Source organism: Streptomyces sp. NPDC029151 (genome assembly GCF_055564315.1).
The window spans coordinates 1564098-1583984 of record NZ_JBVHWQ010000001.1 but is presented as its reverse complement, the minus strand read 5'-3'; the positions used below and the strand labels follow the sequence as shown (position 1 = coordinate 1583984).

At 72.7% G+C, this 19887-nt stretch carries 16 protein-coding genes and 5 pseudogenes; 9 read left to right on the top strand and 12 right to left on the bottom strand.

The window, feature by feature from the left end; all coding sequences use genetic code 11:
• The first annotated feature begins 106 nt into the window (after window positions 1-106).
• A complete protein-coding gene (locus ACZ4VF_RS06445) occupies window positions 107-1645 on the top strand; it encodes an ArnT family glycosyltransferase (protein ID WP_467923488.1) in 1539 nt (512 codons plus the stop codon).
• On the opposite strand, the gene ACZ4VF_RS06440 is transcribed toward ACZ4VF_RS06445, so the two are convergent.
• Window positions 1566-1958, bottom strand: a complete 393-nt coding sequence (locus ACZ4VF_RS06440) for an NTP pyrophosphohydrolase (protein WP_467923487.1) — start codon at window positions 1956-1958, stop codon at window positions 1566-1568. The two genes, ACZ4VF_RS06445 and ACZ4VF_RS06440, sit on opposite strands and share 80 nt — an antisense overlap.
• 74 nt (window positions 1959-2032) lie before the next feature.
• On the opposite strand from ACZ4VF_RS06440, the gene ACZ4VF_RS06435 reads away from it, so the two are divergent.
• Window positions 2033-3049: a PLL family lectin gene (locus ACZ4VF_RS06435; RefSeq protein ID WP_467923486.1), complete on the top strand. Its 1017-nt coding sequence runs from the start codon at window positions 2033-2035 to the stop codon at window positions 3047-3049.
• A 57-nt stretch (window positions 3050-3106) separates the two neighbouring features.
• Here ACZ4VF_RS06435 and ACZ4VF_RS06430 read toward each other — a convergent pair whose 3' ends face one another.
• Together ACZ4VF_RS06430 and ACZ4VF_RS06425 are read right to left on the bottom strand one after the other, a co-directional pair.
• Window positions 3107-5236 carry a 3-hydroxyacyl-CoA dehydrogenase NAD-binding domain-containing protein gene (locus ACZ4VF_RS06430; protein ID WP_467923485.1) on the bottom strand — a complete coding sequence of 710 codons (2130 nt, stop codon included), beginning with the start codon at window positions 5234-5236 and terminating at the stop codon, window positions 3107-3109.
• Window positions 5233-6450, bottom strand: a complete 1218-nt coding sequence (locus ACZ4VF_RS06425; protein ID WP_467923484.1) for a thiolase family protein — start codon at window positions 6448-6450, stop codon at window positions 5233-5235. The genes ACZ4VF_RS06430 and ACZ4VF_RS06425 overlap by 4 nt, the downstream gene beginning before the upstream one ends.
• A gap of 586 nt (window positions 6451-7036) precedes the next feature.
• On the opposite strand from ACZ4VF_RS06425, the pseudogene ACZ4VF_RS06420 reads away from it, so the two are divergent.
• Window positions 7037-7158: pseudogene (locus ACZ4VF_RS06420) on the top strand (LacI family transcriptional regulator); the annotation flags it as partial.
• Between the two features lie 321 nt (window positions 7159-7479).
• A pseudogene (locus ACZ4VF_RS06415) lies at window positions 7480-7619 on the top strand (carbohydrate ABC transporter permease); the annotation flags it as partial.
• A gap of 7 nt (window positions 7620-7626) precedes the next feature.
• Here ACZ4VF_RS06415 and ACZ4VF_RS06410 read toward each other — a convergent pair.
• From ACZ4VF_RS06410 to ACZ4VF_RS06400, 3 genes are all read right to left on the bottom strand, one after another.
• Window positions 7627-8916: a ribonuclease D gene (locus ACZ4VF_RS06410; RefSeq protein WP_467923483.1), complete on the bottom strand. Its 1290-nt coding sequence runs from the start codon at window positions 8914-8916 to the stop codon at window positions 7627-7629.
• Window positions 8917-9080: 164 nt separating this feature from the next.
• Window positions 9081-9740, bottom strand: a complete 660-nt coding sequence (locus tag ACZ4VF_RS06405) for a response regulator transcription factor (protein ID WP_030777669.1) — start codon at window positions 9738-9740, stop codon at window positions 9081-9083.
• 260 nt (window positions 9741-10000) lie between these two features.
• Complete coding sequence (locus ACZ4VF_RS06400) at window positions 10001-10678, bottom strand: DUF3000 domain-containing protein (protein WP_467923482.1); 678 nt, start codon at window positions 10676-10678, stop codon at window positions 10001-10003.
• Between the two features lie 132 nt (window positions 10679-10810).
• Between ACZ4VF_RS06400 and hemE the strand changes: the two genes are divergently transcribed.
• Complete coding sequence (hemE, locus tag ACZ4VF_RS06395) at window positions 10811-11869, top strand: uroporphyrinogen decarboxylase (protein WP_467923481.1); 1059 nt, start codon at window positions 10811-10813, stop codon at window positions 11867-11869.
• A gap of 13 nt (window positions 11870-11882) precedes the next feature.
• On the opposite strand, the gene ACZ4VF_RS06390 is transcribed toward hemE, so the two are convergent.
• Window positions 11883-12707: a rhomboid family intramembrane serine protease gene (locus tag ACZ4VF_RS06390; protein WP_467923480.1), complete on the bottom strand. Its 825-nt coding sequence runs from the start codon at window positions 12705-12707 to the stop codon at window positions 11883-11885.
• Between the two features lie 92 nt (window positions 12708-12799).
• Here ACZ4VF_RS06390 and ACZ4VF_RS06385 point away from each other — a divergent pair, with 92 nt between their 5' ends.
• Window positions 12800-13081 carry a hypothetical protein gene (locus tag ACZ4VF_RS06385; protein ID WP_467923479.1) on the top strand — a complete coding sequence of 94 codons (282 nt, stop codon included), beginning with the start codon at window positions 12800-12802 and terminating at the stop codon, window positions 13079-13081.
• A 144-nt stretch (window positions 13082-13225) separates the two neighbouring features.
• Window positions 13226-13595 (top strand): annotated as a pseudogene (locus ACZ4VF_RS06380) (AfsR family transcriptional regulator); the annotation flags it as partial.
• 374 nt (window positions 13596-13969) lie between these two features.
• Here the strand turns inward: ACZ4VF_RS06380 and ACZ4VF_RS06375 are convergent.
• The gene (locus ACZ4VF_RS06375; RefSeq protein ID WP_467923478.1) at window positions 13970-15061 is read right to left on the bottom strand and encodes a helix-turn-helix transcriptional regulator; all 1092 of its coding nucleotides are present in this window, start codon (window positions 15059-15061) and stop codon (window positions 13970-13972) included.
• 438 nt (window positions 15062-15499) lie between these two features.
• Window positions 15500-15706 (bottom strand): hypothetical protein, encoded by a 207-nt coding sequence (locus tag ACZ4VF_RS06370; protein WP_467923477.1) that lies wholly within the window; start codon window positions 15704-15706, stop codon window positions 15500-15502.
• Between the two features lie 242 nt (window positions 15707-15948).
• Between ACZ4VF_RS06370 and ACZ4VF_RS06365 the strand changes: the two genes are divergently transcribed.
• On the top strand, window positions 15949-16500 hold the full coding sequence (locus ACZ4VF_RS06365) for a hypothetical protein (RefSeq protein WP_467923476.1): 552 nt from the start codon (window positions 15949-15951) through the stop codon (window positions 16498-16500).
• 73 nt (window positions 16501-16573) lie between these two features.
• On the opposite strand, the pseudogene ACZ4VF_RS06360 reads toward ACZ4VF_RS06365, so the two are convergent.
• A pseudogene (locus ACZ4VF_RS06360) lies at window positions 16574-16849 on the bottom strand (transposase); the annotation flags it as partial.
• A 379-nt stretch (window positions 16850-17228) separates the two neighbouring features.
• A complete protein-coding gene (locus tag ACZ4VF_RS06355; protein ID WP_467923475.1) occupies window positions 17229-17639 on the bottom strand; it encodes a hypothetical protein in 411 nt (136 codons plus the stop codon).
• Window positions 17640-17937: 298 nt separating this feature from the next.
• Between ACZ4VF_RS06355 and ACZ4VF_RS06350 the strand changes: the two are divergent.
• Window positions 17938-18428: pseudogene (locus ACZ4VF_RS06350) on the top strand (transposase); the annotation flags it as partial.
• Between the two features lie 173 nt (window positions 18429-18601).
• Here the strand turns inward: ACZ4VF_RS06350 and ACZ4VF_RS06345 are convergent.
• Window positions 18602-19819, bottom strand: a complete 1218-nt coding sequence (locus ACZ4VF_RS06345; RefSeq protein ID WP_467923474.1) for a 3-deoxy-7-phosphoheptulonate synthase class II — start codon at window positions 19817-19819, stop codon at window positions 18602-18604.
• Between the last annotated feature and the right edge of the window lie 68 nt (window positions 19820-19887).

Below are 19887 nucleotides of genomic sequence, written 5' to 3'. Positions count from 1 at the left end.
GAGGGCGGCCGGGCCGAGCGGAACGGGGAGCAGCCCCTCGGACTCCCGCTCCGGCCCCGTATGTCCCGCTTCGGCCGGGACCGCGGGGCCGGATAGCGTGCGGACCATGCTCGCCGCCCCGCCCGCCCCCGCACGGGCCACGGTCACCCGGACGGCGTACTGGGTGCGGATGCTGCCCCTCCTGGCCGCCCTGGCCTGCCTCACCCGGATCCCCTCCTTCGCCCGGCCGCTGTGGAACCCGGACGAGGGCTTCCTCGCCGTACAGGCCCGGCTGCTCGCCCGGGGCGGACAGCTGTACGAGACGGTCGTGGACCGCAAACCGCCCTTGCTGCCCTGGCTGTACCAGGCGGCGTTCGCGCTCTGCGGCTCCGGCTCCCTGACCCCGCTCAGGGTCCTCGCCGTCCTCGCCCAGCTGCTCACCGCCGTCCTGCTGGCCTCCCTGGCCCGCCGCCGCTGGGGCGACCGCGCCGGCCGCACCGCCGGGGTGCTGTACCTGCTGGTCTCGGTCGGGCTGAATCCGGAGGACGCGCAGGCCGCCACCTTCGAGGTGTTCATGCTGCCCTGGACGGTCGCCGCCCTGTGGTGCGCCGACCGGGGGCGCTGGGGCGCGGCCGGGGCCGCCGTCGCCGCCGCGTTCCTGACCAAGCAGACCGGCGGCGCGGTCCTGCTGCCGGTGGCCTGGCTGCTGCACCAGAGGGGCGGTACCCGCGCGGGCCTGCCACGGCTCGCGGCCGGATGCGCGGTCCCGGTGCTCGGCGCGGCCCTGGCGACGGATCCGGCCGGCTTCCTGTTCTGGACGGTGACCGGCTCCGCCGCCTACGCCTCCGTCACCGGCTCCGAACTCCACGTCCTGTCCCGCGCGCTGACCAACGCCGTGATCCTGGCGGTCGCCTCCGCGGGCCTGCTCCCGCCGGTCGTACGCGCCCTGCGCACCGCCCGCACCCCGGCGGCCGAGCTGTGGCTGTGGCTGGCCGCCTCGGCGCTCGCGGTGGCCGTCGGCTGCCACTTCTTCGGCCACTACTACCTGCAGCTCACCCCGCCGCTCGCCCTGCTGGCCACCGCCGCGCTGCACGTCCTGCCCCGGGAGCGGCACCTGGCCGCCGTCCTCACCTCGGCCGGCGCCTGCGCCCTCTTCCTCGCCTGGGGCCTTCTCGCCCCGCGCCCCGAACTCGCGCACGCCGAACGGCTGGCGGCGGCCCTCGCGCAGCGCACGGCACCCGCCGACCGGGTCCTCGTCTGGGGCATGCACCCGGAGACGTACTGGCTGGCCGGCCGCACCCCCGCCACCCGCTACCTCACCGCGGGCCTGCTCACCAACTACAGCGGCGGCCGGGACGGCCCCCGGGTCGGCGAGGAGTACGCCGTCGCCGGCACCTGGCCGGTCTTCCGCCGGGAGATGACCGCGCACGCCCCCGTCCTGGTCGTCGACGACTCCCGGGGCGAGCCGTACACCCCGGGCCGCCTGCCCACGCTGCGCCGGCTGCTGGCCGCCGGCTACGAGGAGGTGGCCCGGGTCGACGGGGCGGTGCTGTACGCCCGGGTGCCGGCCGGACAACGGGCCCGGCTCAGCCCAGGACCGTACGCGGCCCCGCCACCTCGGCCCCCAGCTCCGTCACCCGGCGGCGCAGTTCCCGGTCGGCGGTGACCACCAGGCGGGCCCGGCCGGGGCTCAGGGCGGCCAGCTCCACGATCCGGTCGTCCCCGCTGCCCGGCGCCGACTCCACCCGGACGCCGGGCACCGACGCCACGCCCCGGGCCGCGCCCTCGACCACGAGCACGATCTCCACCGGTCCGGCGTGCCCGGGCAGCCCCTCGCTCGCCAGCCGGTCCCGCAGCCGCTCGGCCGCGCCCCGGCGGTCCCGCCACCAGCCGTCGGGCCGGGAGCCGACGACGTTCGCGCCGTCCACGACGACGAGCAGCGGGGCGGGGGGCGGCGGGGCGTCCAGGGGGTCGGTCATACGGCAAGGTTCCCACGGCCCCGGGGGCGGGGCCCGGGACCCGGGGCCACCGTCGGGCGGCTTAAAGTGAACCGGTGAACGGCGACTGGCTCCTTCGCGGCCGAGACGGCCGGCTCAGTGTCTACCAGCTGTCGGGCGACGCCGTCCTGTGCCGGGCGGAGCGCGGCCTCGGCGGCCCCTGGTCCGCCCCCCGCAGGGTGGGCGGCGAGCAGCGGCTCCACTCCGTCCTGGCCGTCGGCCAGGGCGCCGACGGCTACGCGCATCTGGTCTCCTGGCGGCCCACCGTCAAGGGCGAGTCCGGACTGGTGCACTCCACGCACTTCCGCCCGCACCTGGCGGCCCTGGACTGGAACCCGGTCGGTCACCCGGACAAGAAGGGCGACCGGACCGGCACGCCCGCCGTCGCGGTGGACGCGCAGGGCCGCGCCCACGTCTTCGTCCGCAACAAGGGCGGCGGGGTGAGCATGCTCGCCCAGAAGGAGAAGGGCGGCTGGGAGCCCTGGCGGGACCTCGAGGGCGCGGAGGTCCAGGACGGACTCGCCGCCGTGACCGGGGAGTCCGGCCGGGTCGAGCTGTACGCGGCCGTCCCCCAGGGCCTGCTGTACTGGCGTCAGGAGCAGCCCGGCGCCCGGCCCGTGCTCCAGGAGGCGCTCCAGACCCCGGTCCGTCCGGGCACCCTGCGCGCGCTGGCCACCTCCCCGGACCGGACGACCGTCTTCTACACCGACACCTCCGGCGGCCTGTGCGCCTGGCGCCCGGGCGGCGAGCCGGTCACCCTGCTGCCCGCGGCCGGTTCCGGCCCGGTGTCGGCGGTCCGCTGCGAACTGGACGGCCACGACTGCACCCTGCTGGTCCAGCGGTCGGCGAGCCGCCGGGTCGCCTTCGCCGCGTACCCGACCGAACGGGAGTCGGCGGGCGCCTGGTGGGCCGAGTCGGGCCCCGAACTCCCCCTGGACGCGCTGGTGTCCCTGACGACGGACGCGGACGGCCGGGTGGTGGCGGCAACGTTGTCCCCGTCGACCGGACGGCTCCTGCTGACCCGGCGCAAGGACGAGCCGGGGCTGGCGCTGGAGGCGTGGCGCGAGGCCTGACCCCGCACGCGGAAGGGCCCCCGCCGCGGCGGGGGCCCTTCTCGGTGTCACCGGGTGTTACGCGGGCACGCTCGCCACGCCCGGAGCCAGGAACTTCTTGCCGTTCACACGCTCCGAGACGCCCTCACGGTCCAGGTACGGCGTGATGCCGCCCAGGTGGAAGGGCCAGCCGGCGCCCGTGATCAGGCACAGGTCGATGTCCTGGGCCTCGGCGACGACGCCCTCGTCGAGCATGAGCCCGATCTCCTGCGCCACCGCGTCGAGGACACGGTCGCGGACCTGCTCCTCGGTCAGCACGGCATCGCCCTGCTTGAGCAGCGCGGCGACCTCCGGGTCCAGCTCCGGCTTGCCGCTGTCGTAGACGTAGAAGCCGCGCTTGCCCGCCTCCACGACCGCCTTGAGGTTCGGGGAGACCTTGAAGCGGTCCGGGAACGCGCCGTGCAGCGTCTCGGAGACGTGCAGGCCGATCGCCGGGCCGACCAGCTCCAGCAGCACCAGCGGGGACATCGGCAGGCCGAGCGGCTCGATCGCCTTCTCGGCGACCTCGACCGGGGTGCCCTCGTCGATGACGTTCTGGATCTCGCCCATGAAGCGGGTGAGGATGCGGTTCACGACGAACGCCGGGGCGTCCTTGGTGAGGACCGCGGTCTTCTTCAGCTTCTTGGCGACGGCGAACGCGGTCGCGAGGGACGCGTCGTCGGTCTTCTCGCCGCGGACGATCTCCAGCAGCGGGAGGACGGCCACCGGGTTGAAGAAGTGGAAGCCGACGACCCGCTCGGGGTGCTTCAGCTTCGACGCCATCTCCGACACCGACAGCGAGGAGGTGTTGGTGGCGAGGATCGCGTGCGCCGGGGCGACCGCCTCGACCTCCGCGAACACCTGCTGCTTGACGCCGATCTCCTCGAAGACCGCCTCGATGACGAAGTCGGCGTCCGCGAAGCCCGCGGCCTTGTCCAGGACACCGGTCACCAGCGCCTTCAGGCGGTTGGCCTTGTCCTGGTTGATCCGGCCCTTGCCGAGCAGCTTGTCGATCTCGGCGTGGACGTAGCCCACACCCTTGTCGACGCGCTCCTGGTCGATGTCGGTCAGCACGACCGGCACCTCGAGGCGGCGCAGGAAGAGCAGGGCCAGCTGGGAGGCCATCAGACCGGCGCCGACGACACCGACCTTGGTGACCGGGCGCGCCAGGTTCTTGTCCGGGGCGCCGGCGGGACGCTTGCCGCGCTTCTGGACGAGGTTGAACGCGTAGATGCCGGCACGCAGCTCGCCGCCCATGATCAGGTCGGCGAGGGCCTGGTCCTCGGCGTCGAAGCCCTGCTGGAGGTCCTCGTTGCGGGCGGCGTCGATGATGTCCAGGGCGCGGTAGGCGGCCGGAGCGGCGCCGTGCACCTTGCCGTCCGCGATGAAGCGGCCCTTGGCGACGGCCTGGTCCCAGGCCTCGCCGCGGTCGATCACCGGACGCTCGACCGTGACGTCGCCCTTGAGCACCTGGGCCGTCCACAGCAGCGACTGCTCCAGGAAGTCGGCGCCCTCGAAGAGCGCGTCCGCGATCCCGAGGTCGAAGACCTGCTGGCCCTTGAGCTGCTTGTTCTGGTTCAGGCTGTTCTCGATGATGACCGAGACGGCCTTGTCGGCGCCGATCAGGTTCGGCAGCAGGGTGCAGCCGCCCCAGCCGGGGACCAGACCGAGGAAGACCTCGGGCAGGGAGAACGCCGGGATCGCCTTGGAGACGGTCCGGTAGGTGCAGTGCAGGCCGACCTCGACGCCGCCGCCCATCGCCGCGCCGTTGTAGTACGCGAAGGTCGGCACGGCCAGCTTCGCCAGGCGCTTGAAGACCTCGTGGCCGCCCTTGCCGATGGCGAGCGCGTGCTCGTGCTCCTTCAGCAGCTCGACGCCCTTGAGGTCGGCGCCGACGGCGAAGATGAACGGCTTGCCGGTGATGCCGACGCCGACGATGTCGCCGTCCGCGGCCTCCTTCTCGACCTGGTCGATCGCCGTGTTCAGGTTCGCCAGCGAGGCCGGGCCGAAGGTGGTCGGCTTGGTGTGGTCCAGGCCGTTGTCCAGCGTGATCAGCGCGAAGCGGCCGGCCCCGAACGGAAGGTCGAAGTGGCGTACGTGCGCGGACGTCACGACCTCGTCGGGGAACAGGTCCGAGGCCTGCTTCAGAAGCTCGGCGGTGGTGCTCACTTGTCCCCCTCGAAGTGCGGGTTCTCCCAGATGACCGTCGCGCCCATGCCGAAGCCGACGCACATGGTGGTCAGGCCGTAGCGGACGTGCGGCTGCTCCTCGAACTGGCGGGCCAGCTGCGTCATCAGCCGGACGCCGGAGGAGGCCAGCGGGTGGCCGAAGGCGATGGCGCCGCCGTACTGGTTGACGCGCTCGTCGTCGTCCGCGATGCCGTAGTGGTCGAGGAAGGCCAGCACCTGGACGGCGAAGGCCTCGTTGATCTCGAACAGGCCGATATCGGAGATGGACAGGCCCGCCTTGGCGAGGGCCTTCTCCGTGGCCGGGATGGGGCCGTAGCCCATGACCTCCGGCTCGACGCCCGCGAAGGCGTAGGAGACGAGGCGCATCTTGACCGGCAGGCCGTTCTCGCGGGCGAAGTCCTCGGAGGCGATGATCGAGGCGGTCGCACCGTCGTTCAGACCGGCCGCGTTGCCGGCGGTGACCCGGCCGTGCACGCGGAACGGCGTCTTCAGACCGGCCAGGCTCTCCAGGGTCGTGCCCGGGCGCATCGGCTCGTCCGCGGTGACCAGGCCCCAGCCGGTCTCGCCGGCCTCCGCGTTGGTGCGGCGCACCGAGATCGGCACGAGGTCCTGCTGGATCTTGCCGTTGGCGTACGCCTTGGCGGCCTTCTCCTGCGAGCGCACCGCGTACTCGTCCGCGCGCAGCTTGGTGATCTGCGGGTAGCGGTCGTGCAGGTTCTCCGCGGTCATGCCCATGAACAGGGCCGACTCGTCCACCAGCTTCTCGCTCACGAACCGCGGGTTCGGGTCGACGCCCTCGCCCATCGGGTGGCGGCCCATGTGCTCGACTCCGCCGGCGATGACGGCGTCGTAGGCACCGAAGGCGATCGAACCGGCGGTGGTCGTCACGGCGGTCAGGGCGCCGGCGCACATGCGGTCGATCGAGTAGCCGGGCACGGACTGCGGCAGACCGGCGAGGATGCCGGCCGTGCGGCCGAGGGTCAGGCCCTGGTCACCGATCTGCGTGGTCGCGGCGATGGCGACCTCGTCGATCTTCTTGGGGTCCAGACCGGGGTTGCGGCGCAGCAGCTCCCGGATCGCCTTCACGACGAGGTCGTCGGCGCGGGTCTCGTGGTAGATGCCCTTCGGGCCCGCCTTGCCGAACGGGGTACGGACGCCGTCGACGAAGACGACGTCCCTGACGGTACGAGGCACGATGGCTCTCCTCCAGATGCGGGATGGCACTGCTGCGTTGCGCTGAGCGCGCGCTCAGAACCCATGCTACTTATGAGTAACGTAGCTGCACAGTCCTGCCGGGGGGAGCGGTGAAGGTCACACCGCCGGCGGAGCCGCCGAGCCCCTCGGCGTCGGGACCGGAGCGGGCACCGCAGTACGAGCCCGGCCCCTCCCCGGTGATCACGCCGAACAGGGTACGGGCCACCTGTGCCCCGGACCCGTGCACGTCATGACCCCTCGCCGACGGCGCCGGATGGGTCAGCCGGCGCGGCTGCGAGCCGTCCCACGCCGGCGGCGACACGTCCGCCGGCACCCGCGACCCCGTCTCCGCCGCCGGCGACAGCCCGGCCACCGCCATGATGGCGATGTCGCACACGATCACCGTCGGCCCGTCGGACGGCGCGGCCGTGAGCGGGGACCGCGTCGCCCGCGCGCCCGCGTCCCCCGAGAAGTCGGTCGAGACCTGCCGTGCCCCGGCCGGCGCCAGAACCCCGCGGCCTCGTCGAACGCGGCGCCGCGGATACCGGTGTGCCCCAGGGCCGCGGCCCGCCGACCCGGGCGAGGGGGGCTGCCGGTGACCGCCGTCGGCCACCCCTCGCTGACCGGGGGGCTGACCTCGGTGTGGACGGACGACGCCACGGCCGCCACCGAGGCGGTGCGTACCTCGCGGCGCTGCGGCACCGGCGCGCGCACGTCGACCAGGATCGAGCCACCGACGTGCCGGCCCCGCCACCGCGCGTCCAGCAGCCCGGCCTCCTCGTCCGGGCTGCGCACCGGCCGGAGCAGCAGCGAGCAGGGGTGCTCGCTCAGCACGCTCTCCGCACCCGAGGGGAACTCCACGCAGGACGGTTCGAGGCGCAGCGTCCGGGGCCGGCCGGCTGACCGCCGGGCCCACCACGTCCACCCGCGCCCCGGCCGGCGACCGCGCGGGCCGGCGTGGACCGCGCGGCGGACGGGTCGGCAGTCCGCCGGCCGGCACGCGGAACGTGACGCGTTCGCCGGGCGCCTCTTCCTCTCCTCGCCCTGCCCCAGGATCTTGGCGTGATCTCGACGTCCCTGTTCCGCTTCCGCGGCCCTACGGCGCCCACGGGGAGGTCGCCTCGGCGGGAACGGTCCGGGTGATCCCGCCGACGCTGAGCGTCTTCCTCGCGCCGCCTAGGCGTCCTCGGCCAGCAGCGCGTCCACCAGCACCGGTGTCACCAGCTCCACCTGCCAGGCCCGCGCGCCGTGCCCGGCCAGCGCCGCCTCCACGGAGCCGGCGTCGACCACCTTCGGCGGCTCCCAGCAGATCCTGCGGACCGTGTCGGGGGAGATCACGTTCTCCTGGGGCATGTTCAGCCGCTCGGCGAGAGCGGTCACCCCGGCCCGCGCGGCGGACAGCCGGGCCGCGGCGGCGGGGTCCTTGTCGGCCCAGGCCCGCGGCGGCGGTGGACCGGTCACCGGCTGACCCGGCTGCGGCAGGGAGCTGTCGGGCAGGGCCTTGGCCCGGTCCACCGCGGCCTGCCACTGCTCCAGCTGGCGCCGTCCCATCCGGTGCCCGAACCCGTTCAGCCCGGCGAGGACGTGCACAGTGCCCGGCAGGGCCAGCGCGGCCTCCACGATGGCCGCGTCGCTGAGCACCTTGCCCGGCGACACGTCCCGGCGCTGGGCGATCCGGTCCCGCGTCAGCCACAGCTCCCGGACGACGGCGAGCTGCCGGCGGCGGCGCACCTTGTGCATCCCGGACGTCCGGCGCCAGGGGTCCTTCCTCGGCTCGGCGGGCGGCGCGCTCGCGATCGCGTCGAACTCCTGGAGCGCCCACTCCAGCTTGCCCTGCCGGTCCAGTTCCTTCTCCAGGGCGTCCCGCAGGTCGACGAGCAGCTCCACGTCGAGCGCGGCGTACCGCAGCCAGGGCTCGGGCAGCGGCCGGGTCGACCAGTCGACGGCGGAGTGGCCCTTCTCCAGGACGAAGCCCAGCACGCCCTCCACCATCGCGCCGAGGCCGACCCGGGGGAACCCGGCGAGCCGGCCGGCCAGCTCGGTGTCGAACAGGCGGGTCGGGACCATGCCTATCTCGCGCAGGCACGGCAGGTCCTGGGTGGCCGCGTGCAGCACCCACTCGACGCCGGACAGGGCCTCGCCGAGGCCGGACAGGTCGGGGCAGGCGACCGGGTCGATCAGCGCGGTCCCGGCGCCCTGGCGGCGCAGCTGCACCAGGTAGGCGCGCTGGCCGTAGCGGTAGCCGGAGGCGCGCTCGGCGTCCACGGCGACGGGGCCGGAGCCGGCGGCGAACGCGGCGGTAACCCGGGCGAGGCCGGCCTCGTCGGCGACTACGGGCGGGATGCCCTCGCGGGGTTCGAGCAACGGAGTCGGCGCCCCCGTCACAGAAGATCCGGCGTCGTCCGGAGGGGTGCCTCCGGTGATACGCAGGGAACTGTCTGCTGCGGTGTCTTGGGCGTCGGTCACCTGTCAAGGGTATCCGTGTGTGGACGGCGCCCGTCGACGGAACGTTCCGTCGACGGGCGCGGGAGGGTCGTAAACCAGTCAGATCGGGGCACGGGCCGGTTCAGCGGGGTGAACGCGGGATTCCGTCGAAAGGGGTATCGGGTGGGCTCAGTGGGGGAGGCCGCTCAGTGGATGATCCCGGTGCGCAGGGCCACGGCGACCATGCCGGCGCGGTCGCCCGTGCCGAGCTTGCGGGCGATGCGGGCGAGGTGGCTCTTCACGGTGAGGGCGGACAGGCCCATGGACACGCCGATCGCCTTGTTCGACTGGCCCTCCGCGACCAGCCGCAGCACCTCGACCTCGCGTCCGGACAGCTCGCGGTAGCCGCCCGGGTGGCTCGGGGCACCCGGGGGGCGGCGGTGCATACGGGCGGCGGCGCCGAGGGGCGCGGCACCGGGTCGGGTGGGGAGCCCGATGTTGGTGCGGGTACCGGTGACGACGTAGCCCTTGACGCCCCCGGCCAGGGCGTTGCGGACCGCGCCGATGTCGTCGGCGGCGGACAGGGCGAGTCCGTTGGGCCAGCCCGCGGCGCGGGTCTCGGACAGCAGGGTGAGGCCGGAGCCGTCGGGGAGGTGGACGTCGGCGACGCAGATGTCGCGCGGGTTGCCGATGCGGGGACGAGCCTCCGCGATGGACGAGGCCTCGATGACATCGCGCACGCCGAGCGCCCACAGGTGGCGGGTGACGGTGGAGCGGACGCGGGGGTCGGCCACGACCACCATGGCGGTCGGCTTGTTCGGGCGGTAGGCGACCAGGCTTGCGGGTTGCTCGAGGAGAACGGACACCAGGCCTCCTGGGTGGGGGACGGGGCCGGCTTGTGGGGAGGAAGCCGGGACGAACCGTGCTTTCAAGGTCACAGTCGTCTTCGGCAGCAAACTCGTCCGCCTTTAGAGAATGATCACGATCTAGTGAGTAACAATCTGTGCAATTCGGACACGCGATCGATCACCCGAAGATCGAGTCGGTTCGAGCGGGTGCGATTCGAGTACGGAAAGTGGCCGTATCGACAAAGAGATGGTCAACAGGGCGTTTCGCGGGTGACCGGTCAGCGCGACTGTGGACCGCGGCGCTGCGGCAGGGTCACCACCGACGCGTCCCCCGGACCGGCCGGCGGCAGGCCCGCCACCTGCGCCAGCAGATCGCACCAGGCGGCCAGGTGCGCCGCCGTGTCCGGCACCCCGCCGAGCCCCTCCCGCGGCGTCCAGGACGCCCGGATCTCGATCTGCGAGGCGGCCGGCCGCTCGGCGAGCCCCCCGAAGTAGTGCGAACTGGCACGCGTGATCGTGCCGCTCGGTTCGCCGTAGCCCAGCCCGCGCGCCCCCAGCGCCCCGGTCAGCCAGGACCAGCACACCTCCGGCAGCAGCGGATCCGCCGCCATCTCCGGCTCCAGCTCCGCGCGCACCAGCGTCACCAGCCGGAACGTGCCTCGCCAGGCCTCGTGGCCGGCCGGGTCGTGCAGCAGCACCAGCCGCCCGTCGGCCAGCTCCTGCTCGCCGTCGACCACCACCGCCTCCAGCGCGTACGCGTACGGCGCGAGCCGCTGCGGGGCGGGCGTCGGCTCCACCTCCACCTGCGGCCTCAGCCGACAGCCGCGCAGGGCCTCGACCGCGGTACGGAAAGCCGGCGGACCCGAGGCACCGGGGTGCCCGTCCGCCTCCTCGGTGTCCTTCACGTCGTCCGTTCCGTCAGCGCTGTCCGACATTCGTCCGTGAGCCGCAGCCATGCGGGGAAGAGTAAGGGGAAGCGGGGCCCGGTGCGGGGCAAGACACAGTCGGCGGCCCCGGGCGGTCGCGCTCCCGCGGCGTCCCGCACGCCCGGCGAGGACCGCTTTCGGCGGCATGCGAAACTTGGCCTCGTGACCGCCAACGAGACCCCGCAGCCGACAGCGACGTACGACAGCGCCTTCCTCAGGGCGTGCAGGCGCGAGCCCGTGCCGCACACTCCCGTGTGGTTCATGCGCCAGGCCGGCCGCTCCCTGCCCGAGTACCGCAAGGTGCGCGAGGGCGTGCCGATGCTGGAGTCCTGCATGCGGCCCGAGCTGGTCACCGAGATCACGCTCCAGCCGGTGCGCCGGCACGACGTGGACGCGGCGATCTTCTTCAGCGACATCGTGGTCCCGCTGAAGGCCATCGGTCTCGACCTCGACATCAAGCCCGGCGTCGGCCCGGTCGTCGAGCAGCCCGTCCGCACCCGCGCCGACCTGGCCCGGCTGCGCGACCTCACCCCCGAGGACGTCCCGTACGTCACCGAGGCCATCGGTCTGCTCACCCGCGAGCTCGGCGCCACCCCGCTGATCGGGTTCGCGGGCGCGCCGTTCACCCTCGCGAGCTACCTGGTCGAGGGCGGCCCCTCGCGCACGTACGAGAACGCCAAGGCGATGATGTACGGCGACCCCGAGCTGTGGGCCGACCTGCTGGACCGGCTCGCCGACATCACGGCCGCCTTCCTGAAGGTCCAGATCGAGGCCGGCGCGAGCGCCGTCCAGCTCTTCGACTCCTGGGCCGGCGCACTGGCTCCGGCGGACTACCGGAGCTCGGTCATGCCCGCCTCCGCGAAGGTCTTCGACGCGGTCGCCGGGTACGGCGTCCCGCGCATCCACTTCGGCGTGGGCACCGGCGAGCTGCTGAAGCTCATGGGCGAGGCCGGCGCGGACGTCGTCGGCGTCGACTGGCGCGTCCCGCTGGACGAGGCCGCCCGCCGCGTCGGCCCCGGCAAGGCGCTCCAGGGCAACCTGGACCCGACCGTCCTGTTCACCGACAAGGACACCGTCGCCGCCAAGGCCCGCGAGGTGCTCGACGCCGCCGCCGGTCTGGAGGGCCACGTCTTCAACCTGGGCCACGGCGTCATGCCGAACACCGACCCGGACGCACTGACCCGGCTCGTGGAGTACGTCCACACCGCCACCGCGCGCTGAGCCGCCGGCCGGCTCACCAGGAGTAGTGGGGCCGCGCGCGCCTGCCGAACAGCAGGCCGGGCGGCTCCGGCGGGGGCGGCGTACCGGGCTTGAGCGGCCAGGCGAGCAGCATGCCGGCCACGAAGCCGACCACGTGCGCCGCGTACGCCACCGTGCCCGCGCCGGACACCCCGTGGCCGGACGAGTACACCGCCTGGAGTCCGAACCAGAAGCCCAGCACCAGCCACGCGGGCAGGCGCAGCGGCAGGAACACCAGGAACGGCACCAGGACCCACACCCTGGCCGTCGGGTACAGCACCAGATAGGCGCCGAGGACCCCGGCGATCGCGCCCGACGCGCCGATCAGGGGGGCGCCGGAGGTGTCGTTGAGCAGCGCGAAGCCGTAGCCGGCCGCGTAGCCGCAGACGACGTAGAAGAGGAGGTAGCGGATGTGGCCCATCCGGTCCTCGACGTTGTTGCCGAAGATCAGCAGGAAGAGCATGTTGCCCAGCAGGTGCAGCCAGCCGCCGTGCAGGAACATCGCCGTGAACACCGACAGCGCCGGGGACTTGTCGTAGCCGGGCGGCGCCACGACACAGCCCGGGCCGTGCGGGCCGACGCCGATGGCCCCGGTCGGCACCGTCCGGGGCATCTGATGGTGGATCAGTTCCCGGGGGACGGCCGCGTAGTGGTCCATGAAGGCCTGCAGGTGGCACAGCTGGACCAGATCGCTGCTGCCGGCCACGGAACCGGCTATGCCGGGCGTGGTGAGGAACACCAGCACGTTGGCGGCGATGAGCGCGTACGTCACCCAGGGCGTGCGGCGCACCGGGTTCACGTCATGCACGGGGATGACCACACAGGAGTAGTGCCCGCGATCGGCCGTGCGAATCGGTGAACACCGCCGGGCGGGCGCGCGTATCCCTTCTCAACCGACGTGAGGATCAGGCGATGACGAACGCTCCGCAGCTTCCGGCGATGCACGCCCTGCCCGACGGCGAGGCCGAGCTGTCTCTGGTGGTACGGCTTCCCTGGGAGGATGTCGCGCGGCTCGGCCAGGAGGCGGGGCGGCTCGCCTCGCAGATGCAGCGGCCCGTGACGCTGGACGAGGCGGTGAGCTACCGGCTGCGGTCCACCCGCCCCACGGCCACCCACGCCAAGCCCTCCGGGGAGCAGCCGGCGGCCGTGTCCTCGGCGGTCACGTCGCTCCCGCGGATCAGCGGGACGGCCTAGTACTGCAACGGTGTGTGCCGTGACGGATGGCCAGGTCGGTCGTTGGTGTTGTTATGGGTGGGGACCTTGCTGATGTCAGGTTGTGGGCGGGTGAACTGGAAGCTGTGCATGAGCGGTTCGTGCACCGTTTCAGCGCGTGCACCTGACCTGCTGCCGTGCGCACCGCGCGGCTTCCACGGCCGGGCGTCGGAGCTCGCAGCACTGACGCGGGCCACCGCGGGCGAGGTCCCGGTCTGCTTGGTCGTCGGGGCCGCCGGGGTCGGGAAGACCGCCCTGGTCCTGGGCTGGGCCCGCCGCGACCCCGCCGGCCTCGCCGACGGGCGCCTCTATGCCGACCGAGCGGCTTGAGCGACATGGGCGAGCCGACCGCAGTCGAGGTGCTGCGCGAGTTCTTGGCGGCCTTGGGCGTGCCGCCTGAGCGGATACCGGAGTCGAGAACGGTGCGGCCGCACTGTTTCGGTCGCTGGCCCCCGACCGCCGGCTGCTGGTCGTCCTCGACAACGCCCGCGAGTCCATCTTGACGGTGGAGATCATCGGGCCGAGACAGGCGGCGCTTCCCACGCCGGTGGAGAACTGCGCCGTGGGCTCGGCGGTGACCGAGTCGCCCGGCACACCCCCACGCCGGCAGGGGAAACGGGCCCGGTGCGTGCTGGCCGACCCCAGCCTCCGGCACACCCTCGCGCCGGCAGGGGACTGCGGTCGGCCTGGCGACCGGGCAGCGCAGCGGCCGCCGACAGGACCGTAGCGGCCCGGCGGACGGGGCAGCGGCGCGCCAACGGCGACCGGCGGCGGCCCGGGGCCGCCCGCGGCCGCCACCGGCCGCGGCAGACCCCCGCCGTCACAGGGCCGACCCTGGGGAAGCCTGACGGCTGACGCGTTGCCCGTTCGTCACAGGTAGTGGCGGGCGAAGATACCGGCCACCAACTCGCGTCGGCTGTGCAGGCCGGTCTTGTCGAACACCGACTTGAGGTGGTCCTGAACCGTGTGCGGGGACAGCCCGGCGCGGCGGGCGATGTCCGCGGTGGAGTGCCCGCGCAGAACCAGCCCGGTGACGTCTCTCTCGCGCGGTGTCAGCCCGTAGGCCGCGGCGATCAGCCCGAAGTGCTCGCCGGAACCGGCCTTCTCGACGACCACGGCGGTGTGGGCCCCCGTCGTGTCGGAGCAGCCGAGACACCAGGCGTGCAGCCGCACGCGGCCATGGGCACGGCTGTGCATCCAGGAGGTGCGGGTCCCCGGCGCGTCGGGCGCCTGGACCGCGGCCGCCATGGCGTAGACGGCAGGAGGCAAACGATCGTCCGCGGACGGAGCCGCGTCGTCGGCCGGTTCGCCGGCCAGGCCCTCGAACCACATGTCCGCGGTGGGGGTGCGGTGCACCACCCGGTACTCCCCGTCCAGCAGTACCAGACCCGGTGCCGCCGCCGACGCACCGGCCTCGGCGAGCCGGGTCAGGTGCAGCCGGCGCAGTACGGAGCCGAGCGGCTGAGCGAGCGAGGCCGCCACGGCCAGGTCGGACGGGGCGAAGGCGGGCGCGTCCTGCGCGCGCCCCATGATCAGCGCGCCCCATGCTCCGTGCCGGTCACGCAGCAGCACCCTCAGTTCGTCCCGGAACCCCAGTGGCCGCATGATGTCCCGGTAGCGCGGGCTGCGTTCGAGACGGCCGCCCATCTCGCGGCTCAGCAGGCCCACGGGCGTCGCCCTGGTCGCCAGCTGGGACAGGTCGTTGGCGTCACCCTCCCGGTACTCGATGTCCAGCATGCGCGGCATCATGGACGGCGGCAGTGCGTCGCGGTAGTCGCCGCCGGTGTTCATCAGGGTCTGCGGATCCACGGTCACACCGGCGCAGATGTCGAACCGCAGCGCCGGACGCGTGACCCGTCTGACCTTCTCGAAGAACTCCTCGACGGTCCGCGCGGACCGCGCCGCCCGTAACGCCGCGTCCGTGACACGACCCGCGCGTAAATCTCCCCCATTGCGCTTCATGGCTCCAGGCTAGCGGCCAGTATCGCCGACGGGCGTTGTTCGCGCAGGTGGCAGCCATGGCTCCGGTTGCCGCGCCCGGAGGAACCGGGAACGGCGGCGGACCCGGACGGCCGGTGAACCAGGTGACCCGCCCAGGCGTGCCGTCAGCGGTCGCTGTGCAGGGTGGGTTGAGCCTCGCCTCGTCCTTGCCGTCGTTCTCGCTGCGCTGCGCAGAGTGATCTCACTGAGCCTGGGCATCTGCCCGGCCGGGACGTAGCGGTTGCGGTCCAACCCCTCGTCGAGGTCGGTGCTGGTGACGTTCATGCCCTCGTACAACCGCGGCGTCACATAGATCATGACGCCGCCGAAGGCGCCCGTTCGGGCGGACACGCAGCCGCTCGGCTGTGAGGTCGAGGGCTCCCACGTCGGCGCGCGACTCCCACAGGGCCCGCAGCGGCGTCAGTCGATCGCCTCCGGTCGGCCGGGCTCCGCATCCTGGTCTTGACGCTCGGAGTCGGCCGGCTCGGGCACGAAAAGCTGCTTCAGTATCCCCGCCCGCTGGTGAGCGACGACGTCGTACGCCCAGCCGCGCGTGGTGACGGTGAAGCGCGACTTCCAGCGGACCGCAGCTCCGGCGAGGACGGCCCGTTCGTACTGCAACGGCACGAGCGCGGCATCTCCCACTTCCCCGGGCCCGGGTCCGAAGACAGGGGCTCAGCGGGTGCACTCGGGTCGGCTGGCGGCTGTCGGTCGGGGGCAGTGAGAGGGGGGAGCGGCGGCGGTCGGAGGCGAGGTCGGGCAGTGCCCAGCGGGGCGGTGTAGACACCTCAGGCTCCTAACTCGTCAAGCGGCGGTCCCTACCCCGCTGTGTAGCCTGCCGATCTGTTCGAACGGGATGGGGGTGGGGCATGAAGACGCTGGTGGAAGGGGCCGTCACAGAGACACTTCGTGACGGGGGTGACGAGGCGGTCCGCCTGTATGCCGCCGCCTGCGCCGAACGTATGGCGCCACTGTTCGTGGGTCTGCGGGCGGACGCGCCGGGGCGAGAAGCCGACCTGGACTTCTATGTGGAGTCCGTACGCGCTCTCTGGCATGCCGACCGGCCGCTCGCCAACGCCGCTCAGGGCGTGCGCCGGCTGGAGCGGTTCCCAGAGCTTCAGCCGAGCGAGGAGGGGATCACCGACATCGCCGACACCTACGCCTTCTTCGCTGCCCTCTGCCTACGGTATGCCCTCCTGGCCCACGGCTCGGGAAACGCTGACGACGCGGTGTCCTGTGGCCACACGGCGCTCACCGCAATGGGAATGCTCGACCAGAACGTGGCAGGTGCTGGCTTTCTCGCCGAGGAACAACGGCTCCAGTCCCTTTCGCTGCGCGCTGACGCCTCACGCCTGCGGGACGCGAGCGTCACGGCAGGGCGGGAGAGGTTTCGTGCTGTGATGGGCCGCCTGCCTCGCTAACCATGCTCCTGACCGCTGCCGACGAGATGCGGCCCTGGTTACTGAGGTTGAACTCGTGTTGTCGTGCCGTCGGTCAGACGGGTCCGATGGTCAGGCCGGTCTTGGCGAGGCCAGCCGCCTATGAGGTCGCTGCGGTACTGGATGTGTCGTAGGCCGCCTCGGATGCGCTGGATGAGGTGTTCGGGAGCGCGGAAGGCGACGTTGGAGAGCCCGCCGCGTCGGAGGAGGGACCAGTTCCCTTCGACGGGGTTGAGGTCGGGTGCGTAGGGCGGCAGGTAGTAGATGGTCAGCCAGTCCCGGGATGCGGCGAACTCACCAGGTCGGTGGCCTTGTGGACGTTGAGGTCGTCCGGGTGAGTATCGTGCTGGCCTTTCACCGAGCGGGGGTGCGGCGTGGGTGGGCGTCCAGGGCGGCCTGCCGCCACAGCCTGCCAAGCGGTACTTGGGGCATGCTCAGCGGGGTGGCGAGCCGGAGACGATCTCCCCGCGCGGATAGAGGTCGGTCCCCGCGTAGGAGTCCGGACAGTCTCGACTTCGCCAGGGGCACCTCGATGCTGAGGTCACCCTCAGAGGTTGGTTCCACTGGCGGGATGGGCCGAGCGCCCGGCCCGATGATCTCGGAAACCGGGCGCTGGGCGCTTGCGGCCTGACGCGTCGGCGGTGGCGCGGCTCCGTCTCCGCGCCGCTGACGTGCGTTGCGTTGCGTGGGACCGGGCGTCGGCCCGTTGCTCAGCAGCGGTTCGCGGTGCCGGTGGACCAGAGCGGGTGGGTGATGTCGCGGTAGATGGCGAAGTTGCCATCGTTACTGATCCGCGCGAACGTCGCGCCCCGACCCCAGGTGCCGGAGTCCCAGATCGGGATGTCCTCCTTGGTGTACACGACGAGGTTACCGTCGCCCTGGAAGACGGCGTAGGCACCGGGATTGCCGTCGGTCGCGGTGTCCCACAGGTACTTGCCCGCAGGCGTGGTGCAGTAGAGGACGAGGTTGCCGTCCCCCTGCATGATCAGGTAGCCGCGGTCCGACTGGTAGTGGTCGTCGGGGTTGAAGCGGAAGCCGGGCTTGAAGTAGATGTTGGCCGCCTGCGCGGGCGAGGCGCTCGCCATGGCGATGCCAACCACCGCGAGACATGCGGTGAGCATGGTCATGAGTTTTCTTCGGAGCGGCAACGGTACCTCCTGGGGCGGGGTTTCCGGTTGGTTGCGTCACCGGCGTCGGCTGACGTCGCCGGCCTGTCCTGATACTGACGACGGCGCAGCAGGTACTCCATCCCAGAAATCTGGGGGGTGCGCACAGGGCGGGGGCGTTCAGTCCCCCGGGGCACCCGTCAGGGGCGAGGGGGCCGATCCCCCGTCGGCGCCGCGCGCCGGTCGGTGAGGACAGCTCGCACTGCAACGGTGCTTGCCGTGACTGGTGGCCAGGTCGGTCGTTGGTGTGGTTATGGGTGGGGACCTTGCTGATGTCAGGTTGTGGGCGGGTGAACTGGTCGCTGTGCATGGGCGATTCGGGCACCGTTTCAGCAGGCCGGAGCCCCGGGAGTCGGCACTGGCCCGGATGCGGTGCCTGATCGCTCCGCTGCAGCGGAAGAATGGCTGGACACTGGCGGAGGAAGCCGGCCACGCAGGCCCGGACCGGATCTGAAGAAGGGCACGTGGTCGGCGGGGATGCAGCGCCAGTAATCCGGAACCGCGGGGCGGAGGAGAACTGGCGGGTCGGTGTCTTCCTCGGCTATGCCACCGACCGTGGCCGGACACTGATCGACCGGGCGTCTTTGTCTCCACACCTCCTGGACCGACGATCGCGAACGATGCCGCCGGGCCGGCATCGGCGACGAGGTCGCCTTCGAGACCAAGGTGGCCATGGCCAAGGCGATGGTCCGCCGGGCGATCGCGGACAAGATCCCGTTCCGGTGGGTGACCGCGGATGCCGCACGCCGGCCCACACCCGTCGAGTACATCCTGCACCGGTCGACCTTGCGGTGCCGACGACAACACCAGGCCCGCGCCAGCCACTACAAACGACGCTGACACAGCCTCTGAACTGGCCCCAGTCACCACAAACACCGTTGCAGTACTAGGTGTGCCGCGTCCCGCGGGGGCGGCGCTCAGCGGTCGCGGTACCACTCGGCCAGAAGGAATGCGAGGTCGAGAGCCTGCGAGTGGTTCAGTCGCGGGGCGCATGCCGTCTCGTACCGCCTCGGCAGCGCCTCCTGCGTGACGGCGGTGCTGCCGCCCAGGCACTCCGTCACGTCGTCGCCGGTGAGTTCCAGGTGGACGCCCCCGGGATGCGAGCCCAGCGCACGGTGTACGTCCACGAACCCGCGCAGTTCGTCGGCGATCCGGTCGACGTGCCGTGTCGTGTGGCCGCTGTCGGTGACGAAGGTGTTGCCGTGCATGGGGTCGCTCACCCAGCACACGGGTGCCTCCTCGGAGGCGGCCTTCTCCACCAGCAGCGGCAGCAGGTCCCGCACGCGCTCGGCGCCCATCCGCACGATGAACGTCAGCCGCCCCGGCTCGCGGTCGGGATCGAGGCGGTCGACGTACCGCAGCACGGTGTCCGCCGTCGTGCCCGGACCCAGTTCGACGGCGACGGGGTTGCTGATCCCCGCGAAGTACTCGATGGGGGGCCCGCCGGGCCGGCGGGTGCGTTCCCCGATCCACAGCAGATGCCCGCTGGTGGCGTACGCCTTCCCGGTCAGGGGATCGGTACGGGTGAGCGGCCGCTCGTAGTCGAGGAGAAGCCCCTCGTGGCTGACGTAGAAGTCGGCGGCGGCCAGCCTGCGGGTGTCCCCTCCGCACGCCCGCACGAAGGCCAGGGCCCGCTCGATCTCGTCCGCGAGCCGCTCGTAGCGCTGCCCGCCGGGTGAGGTCGCGACGAACGCCCGGTTCCACGCGTGCACCTGGACCAGGTCGGCGAAGCCCCCGGAGGTCAGCGCGCGCACCAGGTTCAGCGTCGTCGCCGATGTCTCGTACATGCGCAGCAGGCGCGCTGGGTCGGGGGTGCGCTCCCGCTCGGTGGAGGCCGCCCCGTCGACAGCGTCGCCCCCGTACGACGGCGGCCGGATGCCGCCGCGCCGTTCGGACGGCCGGGAGCGGGGCTCGGCGAACTGCCCCGCCATCCGCCCCACCTTGACCACCGGCATCGATGCCCCGTGCATCAGGACGACCGCCATCTGCAGCAGGGTGCGCAGCGTGCCGTCGACCGACTCCGGCGTCGCACCGGCGAACGTCTCCGCGCAGTCGCCGCCCTGCAGCAGCACCGCCTCACCGCGGGCGACCGCGCCGAGCCGGGAGCGCAGCGCCTCGCACTCCGCCGCGAACACCAGCGGCGCCGCCTGCGCCAGTTGCCCGGTGACCTCGCGTAACCGTGCCCCCGGGCCGGCCGGGCCGC

Bases quoted from the DNA above. Each gene is read 5' to 3' on its own strand.
- ACZ4VF_RS06445 (WP_467923488.1), top strand. From the start codon at position 107: ATGCTCGCCGCCCCGCCCGCCCCCGCACGGGCCACGGTCACCCGGACG.
- ACZ4VF_RS06440 (WP_467923487.1), bottom strand. From the start codon at position 1,958: ATGACCGACCCCCTGGACGCCCCGCCGCCCCCCGCCCCGCTGCTCGTC.
- ACZ4VF_RS06400 (WP_467923482.1), bottom strand. From the start codon at position 10,678: ATGGCTGCGGCTCACGGACGAATGTCGGACAGCGCTGACGGAACGGAC.
- ACZ4VF_RS06385 (WP_467923479.1), top strand. From the start codon at position 12,800: ATGACGAACGCTCCGCAGCTTCCGGCGATGCACGCCCTGCCCGACGGC.
- ACZ4VF_RS06375 (WP_467923478.1), bottom strand. From the start codon at position 15,061: ATGAAGCGCAATGGGGGAGATTTACGCGCGGGTCGTGTCACGGACGCG.
- ACZ4VF_RS06365 (WP_467923476.1), top strand. From the start codon at position 15,949: ATGAAGACGCTGGTGGAAGGGGCCGTCACAGAGACACTTCGTGACGGG.
- ACZ4VF_RS06355 (WP_467923475.1), bottom strand. From the start codon at position 17,639: ATGCTCACCGCATGTCTCGCGGTGGTTGGCATCGCCATGGCGAGCGCC.